The sequence below is a fragment of the Flagellimonas yonaguniensis genome (assembly GCF_029193885.1).
GTDB classification, from domain to species: domain Bacteria; phylum Bacteroidota; class Bacteroidia; order Flavobacteriales; family Flavobacteriaceae; genus Flagellimonas; species Flagellimonas yonaguniensis.
This window is the reverse complement of sequence record NZ_JARFVB010000006.1, coordinates 55,983-78,951: the sequence shown is the minus strand read 5'-3', so window position 1 is coordinate 78,951 and position 22,969 is coordinate 55,983. Positions and strand designations below refer to the sequence as shown.

24 protein-coding genes and 1 tRNA gene are annotated in these 22,969 nt (G+C 42.4%); 7 read left to right on the top strand and 18 right to left on the bottom strand.

Going from position 1 to position 22,969, the window contains the following annotated elements:
- Positions 1-45 precede the first annotated feature (45 nt).
- Together rpoN and PY092_RS11635 are read left to right on the top strand one after the other, a co-directional pair.
- Positions 46-1,503, top strand: coding sequence for an RNA polymerase factor sigma-54 (gene rpoN, locus PY092_RS11640; RefSeq protein ID WP_275615981.1), 1,458 nt, complete (start codon positions 46-48; stop codon positions 1,501-1,503).
- A complete protein-coding gene (locus PY092_RS11635) occupies positions 1,503-2,105 on the top strand; it encodes a hypothetical protein (RefSeq protein ID WP_275615980.1) in 603 nt (200 codons plus the stop codon). Before rpoN ends, PY092_RS11635 begins: the two co-directional genes overlap by 1 nt.
- Here the strand turns inward: PY092_RS11635 and PY092_RS11630 are convergent.
- The 8 genes from PY092_RS11630 to PY092_RS11595 form a co-directional block, all read right to left on the bottom strand.
- Positions 2,100-2,798, bottom strand: a complete 699-nt coding sequence (locus tag PY092_RS11630; RefSeq protein ID WP_275615979.1) for a porin family protein — start codon at positions 2,796-2,798, stop codon at positions 2,100-2,102. The genes PY092_RS11635 and PY092_RS11630 overlap by 6 nt on opposite strands.
- 71 nt (positions 2,799-2,869) lie before the next feature.
- Positions 2,870-3,352 carry an ExbD/TolR family protein gene (locus PY092_RS11625; RefSeq protein ID WP_127136483.1) on the bottom strand — a complete coding sequence of 161 codons (483 nt, stop codon included), beginning with the start codon at positions 3,350-3,352 and terminating at the stop codon, positions 2,870-2,872.
- Between the two features lie 11 nt (positions 3,353-3,363).
- Complete coding sequence (locus PY092_RS11620; protein WP_275615978.1) at positions 3,364-3,972, bottom strand: ExbD/TolR family protein; 609 nt, start codon at positions 3,970-3,972, stop codon at positions 3,364-3,366.
- A gap of 11 nt (positions 3,973-3,983) precedes the next feature.
- Positions 3,984-4,421, bottom strand: coding sequence for a hypothetical protein (locus PY092_RS11615; protein WP_275615977.1), 438 nt, complete (start codon positions 4,419-4,421; stop codon positions 3,984-3,986).
- A gap of 26 nt (positions 4,422-4,447) precedes the next feature.
- Positions 4,448-5,176: a MotA/TolQ/ExbB proton channel family protein gene (locus PY092_RS11610; protein ID WP_275615976.1), complete on the bottom strand. Its 729-nt coding sequence runs from the start codon at positions 5,174-5,176 to the stop codon at positions 4,448-4,450.
- 77 nt (positions 5,177-5,253) lie between these two features.
- A tRNA-Ser gene (locus tag PY092_RS11605) sits at positions 5,254-5,341 on the bottom strand.
- 66 nt (positions 5,342-5,407) lie between these two features.
- Positions 5,408-6,439 (bottom strand): asparaginase, encoded by a 1,032-nt coding sequence (locus PY092_RS11600; protein ID WP_275615975.1) that lies wholly within the window; start codon positions 6,437-6,439, stop codon positions 5,408-5,410.
- A 3-nt stretch (positions 6,440-6,442) separates the two neighbouring features.
- A complete protein-coding gene (locus PY092_RS11595) occupies positions 6,443-7,210 on the bottom strand; it encodes a TatD family hydrolase (protein WP_275615974.1) in 768 nt (255 codons plus the stop codon).
- Positions 7,211-7,286: 76 nt separating this feature from the next.
- On the opposite strand from PY092_RS11595, the gene PY092_RS11590 reads away from it, so the two are divergent.
- Positions 7,287-7,727, top strand: coding sequence for a retropepsin-like aspartic protease family protein (locus tag PY092_RS11590; protein ID WP_275615973.1), 441 nt, complete (start codon positions 7,287-7,289; stop codon positions 7,725-7,727).
- A gap of 58 nt (positions 7,728-7,785) precedes the next feature.
- Here the strand turns inward: PY092_RS11590 and PY092_RS11585 are convergent, their stop codons facing one another.
- The 3 genes from PY092_RS11585 to PY092_RS11575 are packed head-to-tail and all read right to left on the bottom strand — an operon-like array spanning position 7,786 to position 12,070.
- Positions 7,786-8,016 (bottom strand): hypothetical protein, encoded by a 231-nt coding sequence (locus PY092_RS11585; RefSeq protein WP_275615972.1) that lies wholly within the window; start codon positions 8,014-8,016, stop codon positions 7,786-7,788.
- 9 nt (positions 8,017-8,025) lie between these two features.
- Positions 8,026-9,246: a 2-oxoglutarate dehydrogenase complex dihydrolipoyllysine-residue succinyltransferase gene (odhB, locus tag PY092_RS11580; RefSeq protein ID WP_275615971.1), complete on the bottom strand. Its 1,221-nt coding sequence runs from the start codon at positions 9,244-9,246 to the stop codon at positions 8,026-8,028.
- 25 nt (positions 9,247-9,271) lie between these two features.
- The gene (locus PY092_RS11575; RefSeq protein ID WP_275615970.1) at positions 9,272-12,070 is read right to left on the bottom strand and encodes a 2-oxoglutarate dehydrogenase E1 component; all 2,799 of its coding nucleotides are present in this window, start codon (positions 12,068-12,070) and stop codon (positions 9,272-9,274) included.
- Between the two features lie 209 nt (positions 12,071-12,279).
- On the opposite strand from PY092_RS11575, the gene PY092_RS11570 reads away from it, so the two are divergent.
- Positions 12,280-13,380, top strand: coding sequence for an acyltransferase family protein (locus tag PY092_RS11570; protein WP_275615969.1), 1,101 nt, complete (start codon positions 12,280-12,282; stop codon positions 13,378-13,380).
- 7 nt (positions 13,381-13,387) lie between these two features.
- Here PY092_RS11570 and PY092_RS11565 read toward each other — a convergent pair whose 3' ends face one another.
- Genes PY092_RS11565 through PY092_RS11555 form a run of 3 tightly spaced genes read right to left on the bottom strand, consistent with a single transcriptional unit; the run spans position 13,388 to position 15,960 of the window.
- Positions 13,388-13,744 carry a hypothetical protein gene (locus PY092_RS11565; RefSeq protein WP_275615968.1) on the bottom strand — a complete coding sequence of 119 codons (357 nt, stop codon included), beginning with the start codon at positions 13,742-13,744 and terminating at the stop codon, positions 13,388-13,390.
- Between the two features lie 42 nt (positions 13,745-13,786).
- Entirely contained in the window at positions 13,787-14,803 is a 1,017-nt protein-coding gene (gene galE / locus PY092_RS11560; RefSeq protein WP_275615967.1) for a UDP-glucose 4-epimerase GalE, read from the bottom strand.
- A gap of 2 nt (positions 14,804-14,805) precedes the next feature.
- Positions 14,806-15,960, bottom strand: coding sequence for a DegT/DnrJ/EryC1/StrS family aminotransferase (locus tag PY092_RS11555; RefSeq protein WP_275615966.1), 1,155 nt, complete (start codon positions 15,958-15,960; stop codon positions 14,806-14,808).
- Between the two features lie 83 nt (positions 15,961-16,043).
- On the opposite strand from PY092_RS11555, the gene PY092_RS11550 reads away from it, so the two are divergent.
- The 3 genes from PY092_RS11550 to PY092_RS11540 all read left to right on the top strand — a co-directional run bounded on the left by PY092_RS11550 (position 16,044) and on the right by PY092_RS11540 (position 18,965).
- The gene (locus PY092_RS11550; protein WP_275616070.1) at positions 16,044-17,285 is read left to right on the top strand and encodes a 3-deoxy-D-manno-octulosonic acid transferase; all 1,242 of its coding nucleotides are present in this window, start codon (positions 16,044-16,046) and stop codon (positions 17,283-17,285) included.
- Positions 17,286-17,318: 33 nt separating this feature from the next.
- The gene (locus tag PY092_RS11545; protein WP_275615965.1) at positions 17,319-18,710 is read left to right on the top strand and encodes a sugar porter family MFS transporter; all 1,392 of its coding nucleotides are present in this window, start codon (positions 17,319-17,321) and stop codon (positions 18,708-18,710) included.
- A gap of 105 nt (positions 18,711-18,815) precedes the next feature.
- On the top strand, positions 18,816-18,965 hold the full coding sequence (locus PY092_RS11540) for a hypothetical protein (protein WP_275615964.1): 150 nt from the start codon (positions 18,816-18,818) through the stop codon (positions 18,963-18,965).
- Here PY092_RS11540 and PY092_RS11535 read toward each other — a convergent pair.
- From PY092_RS11535 to pckA, 4 genes are all read right to left on the bottom strand, one after another.
- Positions 18,946-19,587: a hypothetical protein gene (locus tag PY092_RS11535; protein WP_275615963.1), complete on the bottom strand. Its 642-nt coding sequence runs from the start codon at positions 19,585-19,587 to the stop codon at positions 18,946-18,948. The genes PY092_RS11540 and PY092_RS11535 overlap by 20 nt on opposite strands.
- A 42-nt stretch (positions 19,588-19,629) precedes the next feature.
- Positions 19,630-19,932, bottom strand: a complete 303-nt coding sequence (locus tag PY092_RS11530; protein ID WP_275615962.1) for an HPF/RaiA family ribosome-associated protein — start codon at positions 19,930-19,932, stop codon at positions 19,630-19,632.
- A 79-nt stretch (positions 19,933-20,011) separates the two neighbouring features.
- Entirely contained in the window at positions 20,012-21,331 is a 1,320-nt protein-coding gene (locus PY092_RS11525; protein WP_275615961.1) for an ATP-dependent 6-phosphofructokinase, read from the bottom strand.
- A gap of 12 nt (positions 21,332-21,343) precedes the next feature.
- Positions 21,344-22,960: a phosphoenolpyruvate carboxykinase (ATP) gene (gene pckA, locus PY092_RS11520; protein WP_275615960.1), complete on the bottom strand. Its 1,617-nt coding sequence runs from the start codon at positions 22,958-22,960 to the stop codon at positions 21,344-21,346.
- Positions 22,961-22,969: the final 9 nt, after the last annotated feature.

Here is a 22,969-nt window from a genome sequence, read left to right as displayed (position 1 = left end):
TTTTTGTTATTTTAAAGAAGGTAAGATTGTAAATCATCGATCCGTATGCTGAAACAACATCTACAGTTTAAGCTTTCCCAAAAACTGTCTCCACAGCAGATTCAGCTCATGAAGCTTATTCAACTGCCCACACAGGCTTTTGAACAGCGATTGAAGCAAGAGTTGGAAGAAAATCCTGCATTGGAGAGTGGTAAAGAGGAAACTGATGCTTTGGATGATATCTATGAGGACACCTACGATGATTCTGCCGACAATGAGAACATCGACACAGATGAAATCAACATTGATGATTATCTGAGTGATGATGAAATCCCTGATTATCGCACCCAAGCCAACAATTATAGCACTGACGATGAGGACAAAAGGGTGCCTTACGCTGCTGGAACCTCCTTCAATCAATATTTACTGAATCAACTGAACACCGTGTATCTGGATGACCAGGAATGGGCTATTGCCGAATTTTTGGTGGGCAGTGTGGATGAAAGCGGTTACATACGCAGACCACTTCCTGATATTATGGACGATCTCGCCTTTACCCAAAATATATATGTAGAAGAGGATAAAATAGTGGAAGTTCTAAAAATTGTACAGGATTTGGACCCGCCAGGGGTAGCTGCACGATCTTTGGACGAATGTCTGATTATCCAATTAAAACGCAAAGAACAAAAACCTTCGGTGGAATTGGCCATTAATATTTTGGAACGATCTTTTGACCATTTCACAAAAAAGCACTATTCCAAACTCATACAAAAGCACCATATTTCCGAAGAAGAGCTCAAGGATGCTATTTCGGAAATTGAAAAGCTGAATCCAAAACCTGGTGGCTCCTATTCTGGAAACACCCGGATGATAGAGCATATAGTTCCCGATTTTTCAATCAAAATCGTGGATGGCGAGCTGGAGCTTACCCTTAACGGTAGAAATGCCCCAGAGCTACATGTTTCCAAAGATTACAGTAATATGCTGGAGGGGTACAAAAATGCCAAGGAAAAATCAAAATCACAGAAGGACACGGTCATGTTCATCAAACAGAAGTTGGATGCCGCCAAATGGTTCATTGATGCTATTCGACAGCGCCAGCAAACCCTGTTCATTACCATGAACACCATTATGGAATACCAAAAGGAATATTTCATGACGGGGGACGAGCGGAAATTACGTCCTATGATCCTAAAGGATATCGCCGATAAAATAGACATGGATGTCTCCACGGTCTCACGGGTCGCCAACAGTAAGTATGTGGACACACCCTACGGTACCAAACTGATCAAGGATTTCTTTTCCGAATCCATGAAGAACGAACAAGGCGAAGATGTATCCACTAGGGAAATCAAAAAGATATTGGAGACCGTTATCCGGGACGAAGACAAGAAAAAACCGCTTACCGATGCGAAACTGGCAAAAATGCTAAAAGAAAAAGGGTATCCCATAGCCCGACGAACCGTGGCCAAATATCGGGAACAGCTCGATATCCCGGTGGCAAGGCTACGTAAAGAAATTTGATGCACCACGTACACAACATCATCTCCTACATTTTCCACCCATTGTTCATACCGATTGGAGGCACGGCAATGTATTTTATGGTGGCACCTTACAGTACCTTGGAGACTCAAAGCGGAAATATCCTCCCCATTTTCATCCTTACGGTAATCATTCCCATTATCTTTTTTCTGATATTGAAAAACCTAGGAGTGATCAACTCCATATTCCTGCCCACGATTCAAGAACGCAAATACCCACTTTATATTAGTTGTATTATATTTTTAATGATATTGTACAAAGTAATACCCAATAACTACGTACACGAGCTCTTTTACTACTTTACCGGCCTTCTAACGGCAACAAGTGCCACATTGATTTTACTATTCTTCAAATTTAAGACCAGTATGCATCTTTTGGGCATGGGCAGCATTTTGACCTTTATGGTGGCGTTGAGCATCCATTTTGAGATCAACATTACCATCGCCATAAGTTTGTTCACTCTTTTTACGGGTTTGGTGGCCACGTCAAGATTGTATCTACGGGCGCATACCAAAAATGAGTTGTTGATAGGATTTCTTCTGGGCTGTTGCTCTCAGCTGATTATTTTGAAATACTGGTTATAGGATATAAAAAACAAGCCCAACCCTAAGTACTTTCAAGTCTATGGCCTCACCAGCCAACATTGCTTCATCTTTAAGCAAAGGATTCAACCCATAATACACATGGATATTCCAGGTATTATAGCCAAAATTCAACATTAATCCGTATTGAAACTTTTCGATATCATTATTGGAAAAGGAATCATTACCACTGTCCACTACCAATTTCGACCTACCTGAAAATACATATCCCACCTTTGCGCCTGCATAAACCCTCCAGAATTTATACTCACTGGCAGTTGATGTTCGCCATCTTATTTCAAAAGGGATCTCAATGGTATGCGTGGCCAACTTACTGCGGTTAAAGTCAGCGTCATCCAATATATCGTATGTTATGCCATTGTTATCTAGGGTGGCCACCATATTTGAATAATACGAATTCACAGCATAACCCAAGCCAAGACCCATTCCAAAATTTCTTTGACGATTAAACGGGATATCCTTAATAAAACCAGCCTGAAGATTATAGGAAAGATTACGCTGATCAATAGCATCTGGCCCATCAAATAAAACATTGTAACCAACACCGATATAAAACTGATCTTCCAGATAACGGTTGTCCGTCACTGTTAAACCATCCTCTTCTTCTTGACCCAAAACAGCAATGGGAATCAATAAAAGCAGTGCACTAATCGTAAATAAAACGGTTCGAATCATGTGACAATTTAAAACAAAAAACGCCCCAAATTAAAAATTTGGAGCGTTTCCCACTAAATCTAAGCTATTGCCTACTGTAGATTGTTAAAAGCGTTTCCTTCGTAAGTGGTATAATTCACTTTAAGGGCATTTACTTTTCTCAATTCTTGCTTAATATCGGTAATAAGACCCATATTGGCCTCCTTATCGACTTTTAAAGCAGTAGTCAATACATTTTGAAGTTCTTGCGGTTTCTTTGCACGTTCTGCCAAAATAAATGAACCTACTTCGTCCACATTGGCAAATTTATCATTCAATTGGATTTTTGGTTCTGTACCAAAAACCTTTTGATATTCTTGGGTAGGTGTTCCTACATAAATGTAAATAACGCGATCCTTCTTTTCCAACTTCTTTATTTCCGAAGCGTTGGGAAGAGTGTTGGCAACCATTAAAGAACTATCTTTCATTGTGGTCACTGTCATAAAGAAGAACAAGAGCATGAAAACGATATCTGGCAATGAAGCCGTTGACACCGCTGGCAAATCCCCTTCCTTCTTTTTGGTAAACTTAGCCATATAAATAGTTTTTAATTGGTTGATGTTTCTGCCTCTGAAAGCTTCTGCGGGAACATATCCTGGACACGTTTCACTTTGTCTTTCAAGTCATCTCTAACGCTGGAAGGAGTTTCTGGATTCAGGTAGTCCGCTTCCATTTCGGTAAAATCCCTTCCGTACAAACGTTGAGCTTCTCGGTTACGCAAGTCATTATACGCACCTACCAATTCGTTTTGAACTGTAATATAAGTACTGTACTTGGTTTCCCTGTCGTTCTTCAATGAGATAATCGCTTTTACTGGGTTATCGGATGATGAAGGATCTTTTCTACCTTTACAATAGTCACAAGTTCCATCGGCTCCGTTTTCAAGAAACTTTGCAGCAGCTTCTCTCAAATCTTCGATTTCCATCAATTGATCTTCAACCAGCAACTGACCATTTCTATTGATACTTACAGTAAAAATGTTTTTCTGCTTAATTATAGGCGGTTCCTCATTTGGCGGCTCAAACGGCGGCAACATACGGTCCAGACCTGCATCTGTTTCAATGGTGGTGGTCACCAAGAAAAAGATAAGCAAGAGGAATGCAATATCCGCCATGGAGCCGGCATTTACTTCCGGTGCTCCTTTTCTTCTAGGCATAATTCAACTTTTTACTTAACAAACATTCTTTTCAATCCTGGGAATACCATTAGAACCACAGCTATTGCTGTTAGGATGAAAAATACATTCAATCCCATTCCAATGTTTTTCACAGTTCCTTCCGTGGTCTCAATGCCTCTATCGGACATAGTTTCCACCACAGCCATGTTATCTGAAGAAATCCCGTAAGATATGGCTACGACGATAGCCAATCCGCCAATGGCGAAAAGGGCTTTCTTAATACTACCTTTGGTAGTGAACAATTTTGCCAATCCAAAAACTACTGAAGTGATTACCGCAATAGCCAATAGGATGTACATGATAATGAACATAAAGTTCATTGCTCCACTACTAATGGCATTTGGATCATCGGCAGACGGAAGGGAGAACCAAAGCACGGCTGCAACCAATCCGATGACGATGAGTAATATTTTTACTATTTTATTCATGATTCTCGATAGTTTTTAATTCGTAATTATTTCTTGTGGGCAGCCAACATGTCAATCAATGCAATTGAGCTGTCTTCCATGTCATTTACGATACTATCGATTTTAGCAATAATATAGTTGTAGAAAATCTGAAGGATAATCGCCGTGATCAAACCGAATACGGTCGTCAACAACGCAACCTGGATGTCACCTGCAATCAAGGAAGCACTCAAGTTACCTACTGCTGCAATTTTCTGGAACGCCTGAATCATACCAATTACCGTACCCATAAACCCTAGCATGGGAGCAATAGCGATAAACAAAGACAACCAAGAAACGTTTTTCTCCAATTGACCCATTTGTACACCACCGTATGCCACAACAGCTTTTTCAGCAGACTCGATTCCTTCATCAACCCTATCCAAACCTTGGTAGTAGATGGAAGCAACAGGTCCTTTTGTGTTTCTACAAACTTCTTTAGCAGCTTCTACACCACCTGAAGCCAAAGCGTCCTCAACTTGTTGCTTCAACTTAGTGGAATTTGTAGTTGCCAAATTCAAATAAATAATTCTTTCGATGGCTACAGCCAATCCCAAAATCAAACAAAGCAATACAATACCCATAAAATCAGGTCCCCCTTGGATAAATTGCTCTTTCAATACTTGGGTGAAACCTTTGCTGGCTTCAGCTTCTTCTTGCAACATTGCTGCAGATGCAGTTGTAGTTCCCATCACAAACATTCCGGCAGCAGCCAGAGTAAAGGATATTTTTTTCATTTTACTTAAACTTAAATTTAGTTAGTTAATAATATAAAGATATAAAAATTTTACAATTGAAAAATTAAAATACCTAGCAGAGAGGAAGGGATTCGAACCCTCGATACACTTTTGGTGTATACACACTTTCCAGGCGTGCGCCTTCGACCACTCGGCCACCTCTCTATTGTTTCATTTAGGCCGACCAATAAACAAAAAAATAATCAGTTATAGAAATTTGAGGCGTTAATTTTACACCATTTCACCACGAAGTGGTGTCTCGAAAATCGTCTTGAACAATTTGTCGGGAACCCCTGTCCCCAAAAGGTACATCACTTTTGTGATGGCCGCCTCTGTTGTAATATCCTTTCCGTTAACCAGTTGCATCTCCTTAAGTTTTTCACTGGTTTCGTAATGTCCCATAAAAACACTTCCTCCCGAGCATTGTGTCACATTAATTATGTGCAATCCATTTTCCACGGCATTTTTTATCGCATTCAAAAACCATTCATCCATTGGGGCGTTCCCGGCACCGTATGTTTCCAGAATAAGTGCCTTTAAATCGGGAATGCCCAACATGGATCGGAGCACATTTTGGTTGAGACCTGGGAACAATTTTAAGATCGCCACTCGATTGTCCATTTTTTTATGGACCTGAAGCGACTTGTTTTTGGTCACTTTTTTAATCAAATAATTCTGATGCACCTTCAAATGGACCCCCGATTCCACCAAAGGTGGATAGTTCAACGAATCAAAGGCTTCAAAATGTTCGGCATTTATCTTTGTGGTCCTATTGGCCCGATAGAGTTTGTACTCAAAATACAGTCCGACTTCCTGTAAAACTGGCTCCCCCTTTTTCTGAAGGGCAGCTATTTCGATGGACGTGATCAGATTTTCTTTGGCATCGGTACGCAGATCCCCAATGGGCAATTGAGAACCGGTGAAGATGACCGGCTTTTGTAAATTTTCCAACATAAAACTCAATGCCGATGCAGAATAACTCATGGTATCGCTACCGTGCAGTACCACAAAACCATCATTGTCTTCATAATGCTCCTCGATAATGGATGCGATAACCGCCCAATGATGTGGATTCATATTGGAAGAATCAATGGGGTCATCGAACGAGACACCCCTTAGGTTACAATCCAACTGCTTCAGCTCTGGAATATTTTTTACCAGTTCCTCAAAATTGAAGGCCTTGAGCGCACCGGTTTTATAATCCTTTACCATACCGATGGTACCCCCAGTATAGATCAGTAATATGTTGGTCTTCTTTTTCATAGATCAGATTCCGAATATTTCCTTGGAGTTTTCCGTGGTTATTGCCGCGATTTCTTCTTCGGGCATACCATATATGGAAGATAGTTTTTCCAACACCTTTATGATGTAAGAGCTTTCATTTCGTTTTCCGCGATAGGGTGTCGGTGCCAAATACGGAGCATCGGTTTCCAGTACAATATGCTTTAGGTCGATTTGATTCAAAAATTTATCGATTTTACCATTTTTAAAGGTGGCCACTCCCCCAATGCCCAACTTCATATTATAGGACATGGCTTGATGCGCCTGTTCCAAAGTTCCTGTAAAACAATGAAAAATCCCGAAGAGGTCATTTCCTTTTTCTTGCTCCAACACTTCGAAAACCTCGTCAAAGGCATCGCGACAATGGATCACAATGGGCAATTGATGTTTTTTCGCCAACCAAATCTGATAGGCAAAAGCTTCTTGCTGCTCCTTCAAAAAGGTCTTGTCCCAATATAGATCTACCCCTATTTCGCCCACAGCGTAGAACTTCTTTTTGGTCAGCCACTCTTCCACATGGGCCAACTCTTCCTTGTAATTTTCTTTTACATGCGTTGGATGTAGGCCCATCATCAAAAACACATTGTCGGGATAGCCGGTTTCCAAATCCAACATGGACTGGGTGTAAGTTGAGTCGATGGCGGGGATAAAAAAGCGTTCCACCCCTGCATCCATGGCACGTTGCATCATTTCACTTCTATCCTCATCAAAGGCTTCACTATATAAATGGGTATGGGTATCTGTAACAATCATATCGCAAAAATAGGCTTATCTTAGACGACCCAAAACTTTGTTTCCGATTAAAGATTCCTCAAGAGCATATTTCCCTATGGCATCACTCAAAAAATTCCTCAAATCCAAAGAATACATTAAAATACCTTTGGTATTGACCGAAACCAACCACTTTGAACTCGTTGCCAGCATTAATGGGGTTACTGGCAAGTTCATTTTGGACACGGGAGCCTCCAACACTTGTGTGGGGATGGACAAAATCGAGTTTTTTGAAATGGCCTCAGAAGCCACGGACATCAAAGCGGCCGGTGCCGGCGCCACGGAAATGGAAACGTTGATCTCCAATAAAAACAAAATCCAGATCGGGGACTGGAAAAAGAAAAAGCAGAAAGTCGTCCTTTTTGACCTTACCCACGTAAACCAAGCCTTGGTAGCGCATAACGCATTGCCTGTAGACGGGATTATCGGTGCCGATGTACTTAAAAAAGGAAAGGCCGTAATCGACTACAATAAAAAAAGCCTTTACTTAAAAAAGTAAAGGCTTTTGTCAGTTCGAGCCATATAATTTAATGAAAAGCGCACCTAATTTCAAATCATCATTTCCCTTTTAACATCAGGTATTTTATCCTGACTTTCTTTTCAAACTCTAGTTTATCACTTTCAGATGCACTTAAGTCATCTAACCAATCAAACATTTCAAACAACTCCTTCCTACTTACAATCTTGTTCAATTCTCGAATCATCCTATCACATTCCGGAGTGTATACATTTAAACCATGAGTCAATATATCAGACAATGGATGATCTAACGGACCGCCTGCTGGCATATCTTATATTTACAATTCCAACGCTTTTTTCACGTTTCCGTCCATCAACAATTCTTCTGGACTTTCTAAAGCTTCTTTCACGGCAACCAAGAACCCAACAGATTCCTTACCATCGATAATTCTGTGATCATAAGAAAGTGCAACGTACATTACAGGTGCAATGGCAATGGCCCCATCCCTAACAATGGCGCGCTCCACAATGTTGTGCATACCCAAAATCCCACTTTGCGGTGGGTTGATTATAGGGGTAGACAACATGGAACCGAACACACCTCCGTTGGTAATGGTAAAAGTACCACCGGTCATTTCATCCACAGTGATCTCACCTTCCCTAGCACGGATGGCCAAACGTTTTACTTCGGATTCAATTCCCCTGAATGTCAAGTTTTCCGCATTCCTGATTACCGGAACCATCAAACCTTTAGGTCCTGATACCGCAATACTGATATCACAGAATTCGTAGGTGATCATTTCCTTGCCATCGATCATAGAGTTTACGGCAGGATACATTTGCAATGCACGAATCACGGCTTTGGTAAAGAAGGACATAAATCCAAGACTAACACCATGTTTGTTCTTGAACTCCTCCTTATACTGGCTACGTAATTCAAATATAGCGGACATATCCACTTCGTTGAAGGTGGTCAACATTGCCGTCTCGTTTTTCGCAGCAACCAAACGCTCGGCCACCTTTCTACGCAGCATGGACAATTTGGAACGGCTCTCACCGCGGCTACCTCCTGTCGGGGTTCCCATGGATGGCTTTGCTTTTACCGCATCATCCTTTGTGATACGCCCATCTTTTCCACTCCCTGAAACCGATGAAGGCTCGATTCCTTTTTCGTCCAATATTTTCTTGGCCGCAGGAGATGGCGTACCAGAAGCATAGGTTTCCTTTTTAGGCTCCTCTTTCTTGGGTGCCTCTTTTTTAGGTTCTTCCTTCTTGGTGTCCTCCTTTTTCTCGGATGCGTCCGATGAACCTTCAGGCTTTTCCGCACTCGTATCGATGAGGCAAACTACCTCGCCAACAGCTACGGCGTCACCCACTTCGGCCTTAAGGGTAATAATTCCGCTCTCCTCTGCAGGAAGCTCCAATGTTGCCTTATCCGAGTCCACCTCGGCTATGGCTTGGTCCTTCTCCACATAGTCTCCATCCTCAACCAACCACTCGGCGATTTCTACTTCTGTAATGGATTCCCCTGGCGAGGGAACTTTCATTTCTAAAACCATCTTTATTGTAGTTTATATACTTGTATTATCTTATTTGCATATTGTCCTTACTCTTATCAAAAACGTAGTCCAACACTTGGGCATGACGTCTTTTTGAACGCACTGCACTACCTGCAGCTGGCGCACCATAGAATCTACGGGATGCCACCCTGAATCGCTTGGCTTCGTCCAAATGCATCAACATGTGGCTCCAAGCTCCCATGTTTCTTGGCTCTTCCTGGGCCCAAACAATATCATCGGCGTTCTTGTATTTTTTGATGATGCTTCGCATTTCCTCAGCTGGCAATGGGAATAACTGCTCCACGCGAACCAAAGCCACATCATCCCTCTCCAATTCTTCTCTCTTGTCCAGAAGATCGTAGTAGAACTTGCCTGTACAGAAGACCAACGTTTTTACCTTGGCAGCTTTAGCATCTGCATCATCTATTACCATTTGGAAACTACCCTTCGCCATTTCCTCTTTTGTGGAATGCACTTTTGGGTGCCTCAACAAACTTTTAGGCGTAAATACCACCAATGGCTTACGGAATTTGGCCTTCATTTGTCTACGGAAAAGATGGAACAGGTTGGCTGGAGTGGTCACATCCGCCACGTACATATTGTCCTTAGCACACAATTGCAGGTACCTTTCCATACGAGCTGATGAGTGTTCCGCCCCCTGACCTTCGTAACCATGGGGCAACAAGAGCACCAATCCGTTCTGCAGTTTCCATTTGTCTTCCGCAGAGGATAAATATTGATCTATGATAATCTGGGCTCCGTTACTGAAGTCCCCGAACTGCGCTTCCCAAATGGTCAAGGTTTTTGGGCTTGCCATGGCATAGCCATAATCAAATCCCATCACAGCGTATTCCGATAGCAAAGAGTTGTAGATATGGAACTTTCCATTTTGGTTATCTCCCATTTCGTTCAACAACACTACTTCTTCCTCGTGCATTTCTGTTTTGATGACCGCATGCCTGTGAGAAAAGGTTCCCCTTTCCACATCTTGGCCTGTCATCCTAACATCGTAACCTTCCTCAATCAATGATCCATAGGCCAAAAGTTCTCCCATGGCCCAATCGAGCTTGTTGTCCTCAAAATACATTTTATGGCGACCTTCCACCAGCCTTACCAATTTCCTCAAGAACTTCTTATCCTCGGGAAGCTTGGTAATGCTTTGGGCCACCTCGTCCAACTTTTTAAGGTCGTACGTGGTGTCCATAGGTTTCAGCATCACCTCTTCGGCCACCTGCTCAAACCCTTCCCATTCATCTTGCATGAAAGGGGTTATTCTGGTCTTCTCTATTTTACGGGAATCCAAAAGATCCTCCTCGAGATCGTTTTTATATTTTTCCTCAAGTTCTTTCACGTAGTTTTCATCAATCACTCCTTCGGCAATCAATTTCTCTGCGTAAATATCCCTTGGGTTCTTGTGCTTGGAAATGGATTTGTACAACAAGGGCTGGGTAAACTTGGGCTCATCCCCCTCGTTGTGGCCATACTTTCTGTACCCCAATAAATCCAAGAAAACATCACGTTTGTAACGCATCCTATATTCCAAGGCAAAGGTTGTGGCATGCACAACGGCCTCAGCATCATCGGCATTTACGTGCAATACGGGCGAAAGTGTCACTTTGCCCACATCCGTGCAGTAAGTTGACGACCTTGCATCCAAGTAGTTCGTGGTAAATCCAATCTGGTTGTTCACCACAATATGGATGGTACCTCCTGTGGTATATCCATCCAAACGTGCCATTTGAATTGTTTCGTAAACGACTCCCTGGGCTGCAAAAGCGGCGTCACCATGAATCAAGATCGGCAATACCTCGGATATTTCTTCACTATGGTCGTGATCTTGCTTGGCTCTTGAAATGCCTTCAACAATGGAGTTCACTGTTTCCAAATGCGATGGGTTCGGGGCAATGTTCATATTGATCATCTTTCCAGAATCCGTTTCACGTTTTGAGGTCCATCCCAAGTGATATTTCACATCACCATCAAAGATGGTTTCTTCGTAATCCTTTCCATCGAACTCGCTGAAGATGTCTTTCGGCGATTTCCCAAAAATATTGGTAAGAACGTTCAAGCGTCCCCTGTGGGCCATACCCACCACAAACTGCTTTACGCCTTTGTCCGCAGCTTTTTCAATGATTACATCCAAAGCCGGAATCAAAGATTCGCCTCCTTCCAACGAAAATCGTTTTTGCCCCACATATTTCGTGTGCAAAAAGCTCTCGAAAGAAACGGCCTCATTCAATTTCCTGAGAATGTTCTTCTTCTCGTCCGCAGTGTAATTTGGATGATTATCGTTCTTGTTGAGCCAATCCTGGATCCATTGTATACGTTCCGGTGTACGGATATACATGTACTCCACCCCAATGGCATCACAATAGATACTTTCCAAATGACGGATGATCTCCTTTAATGAAGCTGGGCCGATACCCAATATCTTTCCTGCATCAAAAACAGTATCAAGGTCTTCTTGGTTCAACCCAAAATTATCGATGTCCAAAGTAGGGACATACTTTCTTCTTTCCCTTACCGGATTGGTCTCGGTAAAGAGGTGTCCTCGGGAACGGTAACCATCGATCAAGCGAATGACCTGAAACTCCTTTTGGAGCGCTTCCGGCATTTCCACTTTCTTTCCGTTGGAGAGCACAACCATGCCCCCCTTGTCGGATTCGACACCCAAATCTTCGAGGGAACCTTCCAAACCAAAATCAAATCCTTGAAAAAAAGCCCTCCAACTGGGCTCTATAGTATCGGGATTCGTTAGATATTTATCGTATTGCTCCGCAAAAAACGATGTGTGCGCAGCATTTAAAAATGAATATTTGTCCATTCTTTCTGTTTCTCCAAAACTTTATGGAAAATTTTGTCAAAAATACGGGTTTTAGCATTTATATACTTGCATTCCCTTTAATTTATTATTCAAATTTACAACTATATCACAGAATGAACACCAAAGCAATAAAAATGAAATTTTTAACTGAAATTAACAGGGGAAACTAAAAATAATTTAACTTGAGCTACCAGCTAAACCAACTTAATATGTCCAAACTTAAAAACAGATACCTCTCCCTTGATGTTTTCAGGGGGCTGGATGTCGCTTTGATGATTATTGTCAACTCACCGGGGAACGGCTCTACCACCTTTTCGCCATTGTTACATGCCAATTGGAACGGTTTTACATTGACCGACCTTGTTTTTCCCACTTTTTTATTCGTCGTGGGAAATTCCATGAGTTTTAGCATGAAGAAATATGAGAGCATGGGGCAATCCGCCGTTTTCAAGAAAATATTGAAGCGAACGGCCATTATTTTCCTTTTGGGCTTTTTAATGTACTGGTATCCGTTTTTTGATGATGGACAATTAAAACCGTTTTCAGAGACAAGGGTATTTGGGGTATTGCAGCGTATTGCACTGTGCTATATGTTCGCCTCCATCATCCTTCACTTTGTGAAGAGCAAAACCGCCATTTGGCTCAGCGCTTTGTTTTTAGTGGGCTACCATCTCATTTTAATTGGTTTTGGGGACCTTACCTTAACGGGCAACGCTGTATTAAAATTGGATGAATGGCTCATTGGTCCCAGCCACATGTACCATGGGGAGGGCATTGCCTTTGATCCCGAAGGATTATTAAGTACACTTCCCGCCATTGTAAATGTGATCATTGGTTACTTAGCGGGTCGATTTATCCAGAACAATGGACAAAACTTTGAAACGGTGGCCAAATTAATGATGGTTGGGGTTGCCTTGGTCTTTGCAGGATTGGCATGGGACCTTATTCTGCCTATCAACAAAAAACTTTGGACAAGTTCCTTTGTACTGCTCACTTGCGGCATAGACCTTTTTGCCATTGCCATACTTATTTATATCCTGGACATGAAAAAGGCCAAAAGTTGGAGCTACTTTTTCGAGGTTTTCGGCAAAAACACCTTGTTCATTTATTTGTTGTCGGAACTATTCATCATAACCCTTTTTGCCATCGATATCAACGGAGAATCTTTATATAGATGGATTGCCGACAATATATTTATTTCGTGGTCTGGCGGACATGTGGGTTCTTTGCTATTTGCTCTTTGGGTAATGCTCACTTGTTGGGTCGTGGGCTATTTTATGGACAAAAAAGGCATTTATGTAAAGGTATGACCAAAGGTCAGCTGCTATATTTGGCCTTGTACCACACTTTTTGCCATTCCCTTTTCAACAATAAAAAAGATACCTCCGCCGAAATATCAACAACATCGGACGGAGCTATCTTTTTGACTTTGCTCTCAGAGATGTCCACCACATATAATAAATTGAGGTACTCCGGAAACTTTTCCACGATCAAAAAGTAGATTTTTTCGTGAATGGTACTTTTAAGTTCCTCGGGGGATATATCCATAGGGATATTGATGGGCACATTGGCCAATTCAAAATCCTTTTTGAGTTGCAGCAGTAGGTTTTGATAGAGTTGCTCGTGCCGAACACCTTCCAGCAACTCCAAACTGTTATTGTAACTGGGTAACATACAGTATGTACGACCAAAAAATGTTTTAGGATTTTTTCGGCCCTAACTTCTTACGATCTTCTCCCACTCCCAAGCGGATTTCATGGCATCATCCAGACTGGATTTTGCCTTCCATCCCAAGATTTCATTTGCTTTTTTGGTATCGGCATAAGCTTGGATTACATCTCCAGGCCTTCTGCCCACAATTTTATAGTTCAACTTTTCGCCGGATACGCGTTCAAAACTTTGAATGACTTCCAATACGGAGCTTCCTGTTCCCGTACCCAAATTGAATACTTCGTAGTTGCCTTCATTTTTATTTTCCAACAAACGTTGTAAGGCAGCCACGTGTGCTTTGGCCAAGTCGACTACATGAATGTAATCCCTGACACAGGTACCATCTTCCGTGGGGTAATCATCGCCAAAAACAGACAATTGCTCACGAAGACCAACACCTGTTTGCGTGATGAATGGCACCAAGTTTTGAGGAACTCCAATGGGAAGTTCCCCAATCTTTCCAGAAGGGTGCGCCCCAATGGGATTGAAATACCGTAACGAGATGGCTTTCAGCTCTGGATTTACCTTGCAGGTATCCCTAATGATCTCCTCACCCACTTGCTTGGTATTGCCATAGGGTGATTCTGCCGGCTTTACAGGTGCAGCCTCTGTAATCGGCATTTCGTCCGCCTGACCATATACGGTACAAGAACTACTGAAGATAAAGCTTGCATCTCCTTTTTTCTTTAACTCTTGTAGTACGTAGACCAATACCCCAAGGTTGTTCTCGTAATACAGCAAAGGTTCTTCCACGCTTTCCCCCACTGCTTTTGATGCCGCAAAATGAATGACTCCTGCAATATCATCATGCTTTTGAAAGAAATCCTGGACCTTTGGTTTATCCCGAAGGTCAAATTCTTCAAAAATGGGCCTTTTGCCAGTTATGGCTTCAATACCTTCCAAAACATTGATGGATGAGTTGGACAGATTATCCACAACCACTACCTCAAAGCCTTCATTTTGTAATTCAACAACGGTATGGGAACCGATAAAGCCCAAACCACCGGTCACGAGTATTTTCATATTTATTTGTTTACGAAGTCAATCACCAACTTGGTTATGTATTCTATTTGCTCATCATCCAATTCGGTGTGCATGGGAAGTGAAATCACTTCGTTCACCAACTGATTGGTCACAGGGAAATCATCCTCGTTGTAACGGTCATCAACATACGCCTTCTGTTTGTGCAATGGAACTGGATAATATACCCCACAAGGAACGTTGTTATCATTTAAATGTTGCACCAGAGCATCCCTTTTGCCATTTGTGATTCTTAGGGTATACTGATGGAACACATGGCAATCATGATTGCTTTCGCTTGATTTAGAATTACAAGACACTTTTGGCACTAAAATGTGTTCCTGAGCTTCAAATGCCTTGGAATATTTTGATGCAGCTTCCCAACGTTTTTGATTGTAAAAGTCCAATTTTGGCAATTTTGCTCTCAAGACAGCGGCTTGAATAGAGTCCAGACGTGAGTTTACACCGACCACATCATGATAATACCTTTTGTACATTCCATGGTTCACGATACCGCGAATGGTATGCGCCAAATCATCATCATTGGTAAAAATAGCGCCGCCATCACCATAACAACCCAAGTTCTTGGATGGGAAAAATGATGTTGCACCAACATGCCCGATGCTCCCAGCCTTTTGTTTGGAACCATCTTTGGAGAAGTAAGACCCTCCAATAGCCTGTGCATTATCTTCAATAACAAATAAATCGTGCTTTTTGGCCAACTCCATGATCTCATCCATATTGGCACACTGTCCAAAAAGATGCACGGGGACAATTGCCTTTGTTTTAGGTGTTATCGCCTTTTCAATGGCCTTCACATCTATATTGAAGGTATCGGGTTCCACATCCACTAAAACTGGTGTCAATTGTAACAGACCGATCACTTCCACGGTAGCAGCAAAGGTAAAATCCGCCGTAATCACTTCATCCCCTGGTTGCAATCCAAGGCCCATCATACATATTTGGAGCGCATCGGTCCCGTTGGCACAGGGAATCACATGCTTTACACCCAAATATTCTTCCAATTCACTTTGAAACGCGTGAACGTGGGGTCCGTTTATAAATGCGGAGGAATCCAAGATTTCCGCAATGGCGTCGTTGACCTCGGTTTTTATGCCTTCGTATTGACCTTTGAGGTCAACCATTTGTATTTTTTTCATCGGAATAAATTAATAGGTCAAAATTAAGAAATTAAGATGCCATAATGGTCTCTGATCGAAAGAATGTATTTTAGCGAAAAATGATGCCCTTGCGTTTTCTATATAATATTTTGATCAACATCGTTTGGCTTGCTTTGAAAGTGGTCGCACTTTTCAATGCCAAGATCAAATTGTTCGTAAAAGGCAGAAAAAGCACTTTTCCCTTGTTGGAAGAAAAACTCAGCCCCACGGACAACACCATTTGGATGCACGTAGCTTCCTTGGGCGAGTTTGAACAAGGTCTTCCCATTTTGGAACGATTGCGGTCCAAATATCCCGAACACAAATTGGTTCTCAGTTTTTTTTCGCCCTCGGGCTACGAGGTTAAAAAGAACACCTCGGTAGCCGATATTGTGGTATACCTGCCCATTGACAGCAATTCCAAAGTGAAGCGTTTTTTAAATCTGGTAAATCCACAGCTGGCCATTTTTGTTAAATATGAAGTATGGCCCAATTATCTGTATCATCTTGGAAAAAGAAACGTCCCGACCATTTTGGTCTCTTCCATTTTTTCTAAGAGGCAGGTTTATTTCAAATCCTTTGGAGGGTTTATGCGAAAAAGCTTAGGGAAGTTCGACCATTATTTTGTTCAGGATAAAAAGTCCAAAGAGCTTTTGGAATCCATTGGTTTAAACAATTCCAGTATTGGTGGCGATACCCGATTGGACCGTGTTTCCGAGATATTGAAACGGAACAACCAATTGGATTTCATGGATCGATTCAAAAATGACCAACTGTGCTTGGTAGCTGGCAGTACATGGCCCGAAGATGAAAAAATCCTGGTCAATTACATCAACAGCACCAACGAAAAACTAAAGTTTGTCATCGCTCCACACGAGATAAAGTCTGTCCATATTGATAAAATCACCTCATCCCTTGAAAAAACCGTGGTACGCTATTCCGAATTGGACAACCAAAACCTAAAGGAAATCGATGTCCTTATTATTGACACCATTGGTTTGCTGACCAAAATTTATAGCTATGCCAACATTGCCTACGTTGGTGGTGGCTTTGCCACAGGGCTGCACAACACCATGGAGCCAGCGGTTTTTGGCATCCCAATTATCATAGGGCCACAGTTTCAGGGTTTCAAGGAAGCCGAGGACTTGGTCAACGAAGGGGGGATTATTCCCATTTCCAGTCAAGATAGCTTCAACAATTTAATGGGCGACCTGTTGAACAACCCCATTTCCATCAAAAACACAGGGGATATCAACTCCAATTATATCAACTCCAACCGAGGAGCTGCCGACTTGATCCTGAAATACATTTCCGGGATTTTGTAAAATTTGGTTAGCTTTAGCAAAATTCATCCTCTTATGGACAAGCGTATTTTCAGAATTTCATTGACAGCGGCCCTAGCGGGCTTTTTGTTTGGGTTTGACACGGTGGTTATCTCAGGCGCCAATCAACCCATAAAGGAAATATGGGACACCAACTGGTTTTTGGGCGATTCCATTTTTACTTTTCATGGCATCTTTATTATGTCCATGGCCCTATGGGGGACTGTTCTAGGCTCACTGTTTGGAGGCATTCCCACAGACCGATTGGGCAGAAAAAAGACCCTCTTCTGGATAGGTATCCTTTATTTTGCCTCCGCAATGGGTTCTGCCCTGGCTCCCGAAGCTTATAGCTTTTCATTTTTTAGGTTTATCGGCGGGGTCGGTGTGGGTGCATCATCGGTGGCAGCACCCGTGTACATTTCCGAAATTTCCACTGCTCAGACACGAGGAAGACTAACGGCGATGTACCAGTTCAACATAGTTTTTGGGATTCTATTGGCTTTTATCTCCAACTACCTCATCGGGATGATTTTTGATGAAAGCATAGCTTGGCGTTGGATGCTGGGCATTGAGGGACTTCCTGCACTGATATATACCTTCATGGTCTTTAAAATACCCAACAGCCCTAGATGGCTTTTAATGAAAGACCGAACGGATGCAATGGTCATGGAATCCATCACGCTCTTGGGCATTGCAAAGGATAAGGCCTCGCTTCATCTGGAGCAAATCAAGGTTGCTATTGTCGAAACAAAGGAAAAGAAAAATGAAAGCTTGTTCTCGGGTAGATACAACAAACCCTTGTTACTGGCATTTCTGATTGCATTTTTCAATCAGTTATCGGGTATAAATTTTGTACTGTACTACGCCCCTGAAATATTGGAACGGGCAGGATTGGCCTCTGGCGAATCGCTGTTCAGTTCCATATCCATCGGGGTCATCAACTTGATTTTTACCTTTGTGGGCATATCCCTCATTGACAAGTTGGGCAGAAAACAACTCATGTACATTGGTTCCATCGGCTATATTGTGAGTTTGTCCATGGTAGGTTGGTGTTTCTATTCGGGCGCCAGTTCTTTGCTACTGCTTACCTTTATTTTGATATTCATCGCCTCTCATGCCGTAGGGCAAGGCGCCGTTATCTGGGTATTTATCTCGGAAATATTCCCCAACAACGTTCGTTCCTATGGACAGTCTTGGGGAACGGGAACACACTGGGTGTTTGCGGCTTTGATCACCTTGCTTACCCCTACCTTTTTGGATGCTGACATCGGCATCTTCAAGGACAATCCTTGGCCTATCTTTATCTTTTTCGCAGTAATGATGGTATTACAATTGCTATGGGTTATGTTCATGATGCCGGAAACCAAAGGAATCACACTTGAGGAGCTCGGTAAATTGCTCAGTGGAAAGCAGGACAAATCCAAGTGATTGGTTTACAGCACATGCCAAAAAAACATCCGTTAATCGATCAGTGGGCTTTATCTTAAGGGGTATACGCGAATAATTTCTTAAATTGATGGAAATTACACTATTATGGCAGATGAAATTAGCATAGGAAACAAACTCATGGTCGGGTTTTTACGAATCATGGTTTTTGTATTGATCGTAATATTGATTGCAATTCCCATTTTGATCGCATTGGATTTTCTAGGGGTATTGGAGGCTATTGGACTTTCTGATTAAAAATGACATCTTGCTCCCCCATTGACTTGGTCACCAACTTAATGTAGGAGTCTATGGCCCTATTCACGTTTTCGGGCTCTGTGACATCCACTTCCCCCCGCCAAATCAATTCAATTTCCTTTCCAATACATATACAGTACAGGGAAGTCTCTGAATGATATATGTTGAAAGTATCGTAGTATTCTGGGTTATAGTAGATTTCTTGATGCTCCAGATAATCCGTACTGAACCGAACAAGCATTTGGTCCACATTATTAATGTGTTCCCTGAATGTTCTGCGGTTCTCGGTTCCCACGACCTTGGTAAACAAAATGGCATCAAACCCTTTGTCCAACAATTGTTGCTCCACTTCCGCCAGTTCCTCTTCAGACCTTTCCGATGATGTAAATTCCACATCAAAAAGATCAATGCTGCGCACGGCATCCACGCCCTGTTCTTTCAAGGCGTCCACAAAACTGGTCTCGAACTCCATGCGTGCATTGTCATCCCGCACCATACCCACTACAAGTACTTGGTATGCATCAAAAAGTACAATATCCGGATTCTTCCAGGTACCAACCAATCTGGTTGAAGAGCATCCCATAAGGAGCAGTAAACTTATGCCTATCAATTTGAGTTTCATCGTCGCAGTTTTAAAGATTCATGCGCAGCAAGGATTTTGTTTCTATTTATGTGCGGCAAATGTAGCTTGCCTTTTTTCAAGTTGTCTTCTCAAATCCTCAATGGTTTTGGACATGGACTTTTCAAAATCATCGGTATTGGACTTGGCAAAGATTCTCGGTCCAGGGGCACTCAGTTCAATTTCGCAAATCTTACCTTCCCCGGTTTTATCGTTCTCTGTTTTAAAAAGCACATTGGCTTTGATCAACCAGTTATATTTATTTTCCAAACCTTCCAGTTTTTTCATTAACAGTTCGGTTAGTGATTCACTGGTCATCATCTTTTGATATTGAACTTGTACTTCCATGATTATTGTTTTGATTATATTCAAATCTATGACTACTGCCGCTAAAATTTAATGACAATTGTCAGTTAAAAATTGATTCCTATCCCAAGAAGAAGGGCTGACCTGTACTTTGGAGCACGGAGAACCAAAACTCCCCCTCCACATCAATTTTTTTCCTCTTTTTTGTGACTTCGTCAATCGGGATATACACATACCTGTTGTTGACCCTACTGGCCACAAATTTTGTCTTGCCAGCCATGGCCCCGTGCACCGCATGATAGGCCAATCGACTACAATAAACACTATCGCTCGAGTTGGCCGGTGCACATCGCACGATGTAACTAGGATCGATATACTTGATGGTCACAGGGCTCTTCCCTTTGAAGTATTCGGATATTTTTTCCTTTAGGAAAACCCCAATGTCCTCATGTTGTACATTTCCCGAAGCATCCTTTACAATCTTTCGTTCTTTGAACAATTGTTGGCCCGCACCTTCTGCCACCACAATTACGGCATGTTTTTTCTGATGCAACCGCTTTTCCAGAGCTTTCAAAAAACCATCTTCTCCATCGAGGGCAAAATCCATTTCCGGAATCAATACAAAATTGACCACAGGCATGGACAAAGCAGCCGATGCGGCAATAAAGCCACTATCCCTTCCCATCAATTTGATAATGGAAATACCATTGTAGGCACCTGTAGCCTCGTTATGGGCATCACGTAAAATGGGACTGGCCACATCAAAGGCGGTTTCAAATCCGAAGGACTCGTCAATCAGGTCAATATCATTATCAATCGTCTTTGGAATCCCTACTACGCTGATCTTTGCTTTTCTTTTGGAAATTTCTTCACCTATGGCGTTCACTCCTTTCAAGGTTCCATCGCCCCCAATGGCAAAAAGCATGTCCACCTTGTTGTTCTCAAGGGTATCCACCATGACCGATACATCTTGTCCACCTCGAGACGAGCCTAAAAAGGTACCCCCGAATTGATGGATATCCTTGACTTTATCAGGCGTTAATTCCACAAGATCATGCCCCTTTTGAGGATTTAGGCCTTCATACCCATAAGGTATTCCAACAATCTTTTTGACCCCGTAAAAATAATGCAGGGCCATGACCAGGCCCCGAATCACATTGTTGATTCCAGGACAAAGTCCTCCACAGGTAACAATGGCCGCAGTGGTATTCTTGCCATCAAAAAATATATCCTGTCTCGGACCTGCCTTTTCCATGTAAACGGGTGCCACTCCATCAGTCAAACATTGATTGTAATGGTCTATGGAAAGATCGAACACCAATCGGTCCGACTCGCTGACAAAGTTGAAAATACGGTCTCCTTTTACGGTACTAAGTTGAAGGGGCGACCTATATTCAGACGCCCCTAAACTTTCTATATCAAATCTATTTGTATCGCTCACTTTTATTGGTTCTTATAAGTGTTCTGTCAAGCTGTGGTGCGAATCAATGAGCGGTCCCCCGTTCATGATCTCATCAGATGCTTGACTTGCAAATTTATCAAAGTTGATGTGGAACGAGTGCGCCAACTGAATGGCCTTGCTCACATACGCTCCTTTCTGCAACCAAGTGTTCATTGGATCCAAAATCTCTGTTGGCACACCTGGACAATATTTTGGCATGTGCAAACCAAAAATCGGGTGTGTATCAAAGTCCACATCGTCCAATTTATCTTCCAGAATGGCGGAAATCATTGCTCTTGTATATTTAAGCTTGATTCTGGACCCCACTCCGTAAGGTCCTCCGCTCCATCCAGTATTTACCAACCAGACGTTAACTCCGGAGGCCTTCATTTTTTCGCTCAGCATTTCTGCATATACCGCTGGGTGCAATGGCATAAATGGCTCCCCAAAACATGCGGAGAACGATGGAACTGGCTCGGTAATACCAGCCTCGGTTCCCGCCACTTTAGCTGTATACCCAGAAATAAAATGGTATGCCGCTTGACCAGGAGTCAATTTGGATACCGGTGGCAATACCCCAAAGGCATCACAAGTTAAGAAAAAGATATTTTTAGGGTTGGATGCGTAGGAAGGTTCTTGAATGTTATCGATATGGAAAATAGGATAGCTTACCCTTGTGTTCTGGGTAATGGTGCTATCAAAATAATCCACCTCTTTGGTTCCTTCTTTGAACATCACATTTTCCAACAACGCCCCAGGTCGGATGGCCCTAAAGATGTCCGGCTCCTTTTCTTCGGTAAGATCGATCACCTTGGCATAGCATCCGCCCTCAAAATTGAAGATGGTATCTTCTTTGGTCCAGCCGTGCTCATCGTCCCCAATGAGTTTACGTTCCGGGTCGGCGGACAAGGTGGTTTTACCTGTCCCTGACAATCCAAAGAAAATGGCGGTATCCCCTGCTTCGCCTACATTAGCGGAGCAGTGCATCGGCAGCACCTCTTTCTCGGTCGGAAGAATAAGGTTCAATGCTGAGAAAATACCCTTTTTAATTTCCCCGGTGTAGGCGGAACCTGCTACCAAGGCGATTTTTTTGGTAAAGTTGAGTACGGAGAAATTACCACTCAAAATACCGTATTCGGAAGGGTTCTGTGCTTCATACCCCGGAGCACACAACACCAGCCATTCTTCTTCAAAGTCTTCAAGGTCGCTCTCATCCAAACGCAGAAACATATTCTTGACGAAGTAATTAGACCATGGATATTCCGTGATGGTCCTCACACTCATTCTGTATTTTGGGTCCGCGCATACATAGGCATCCCTTACAAAAACTTCTTTGCCATTGAGATAGTTGGCTACCTCATCATACAATTTATCAAAGTTTTCAGGAGAAACGGGCTTGTTGATCCTACCCCACCAAACTTTGTCCTTGGTGTAATCGTCCTTTACCAAAAAACGGTCTTTCGGAGATCTACCGGTAAATTTGCCTGTGTTCACACAAAGGGTACCATTTTCGGTCTCTACCCCCATGCCCTTTTCGACTGTTAGTTTTTGTAGCGTTTCGGCATCAAGATTCCATTGTGCTTGGACATTTTTCAGTCCATACTTACTTAGGTCTTTGGTTGTGCTCATATTTTTTTT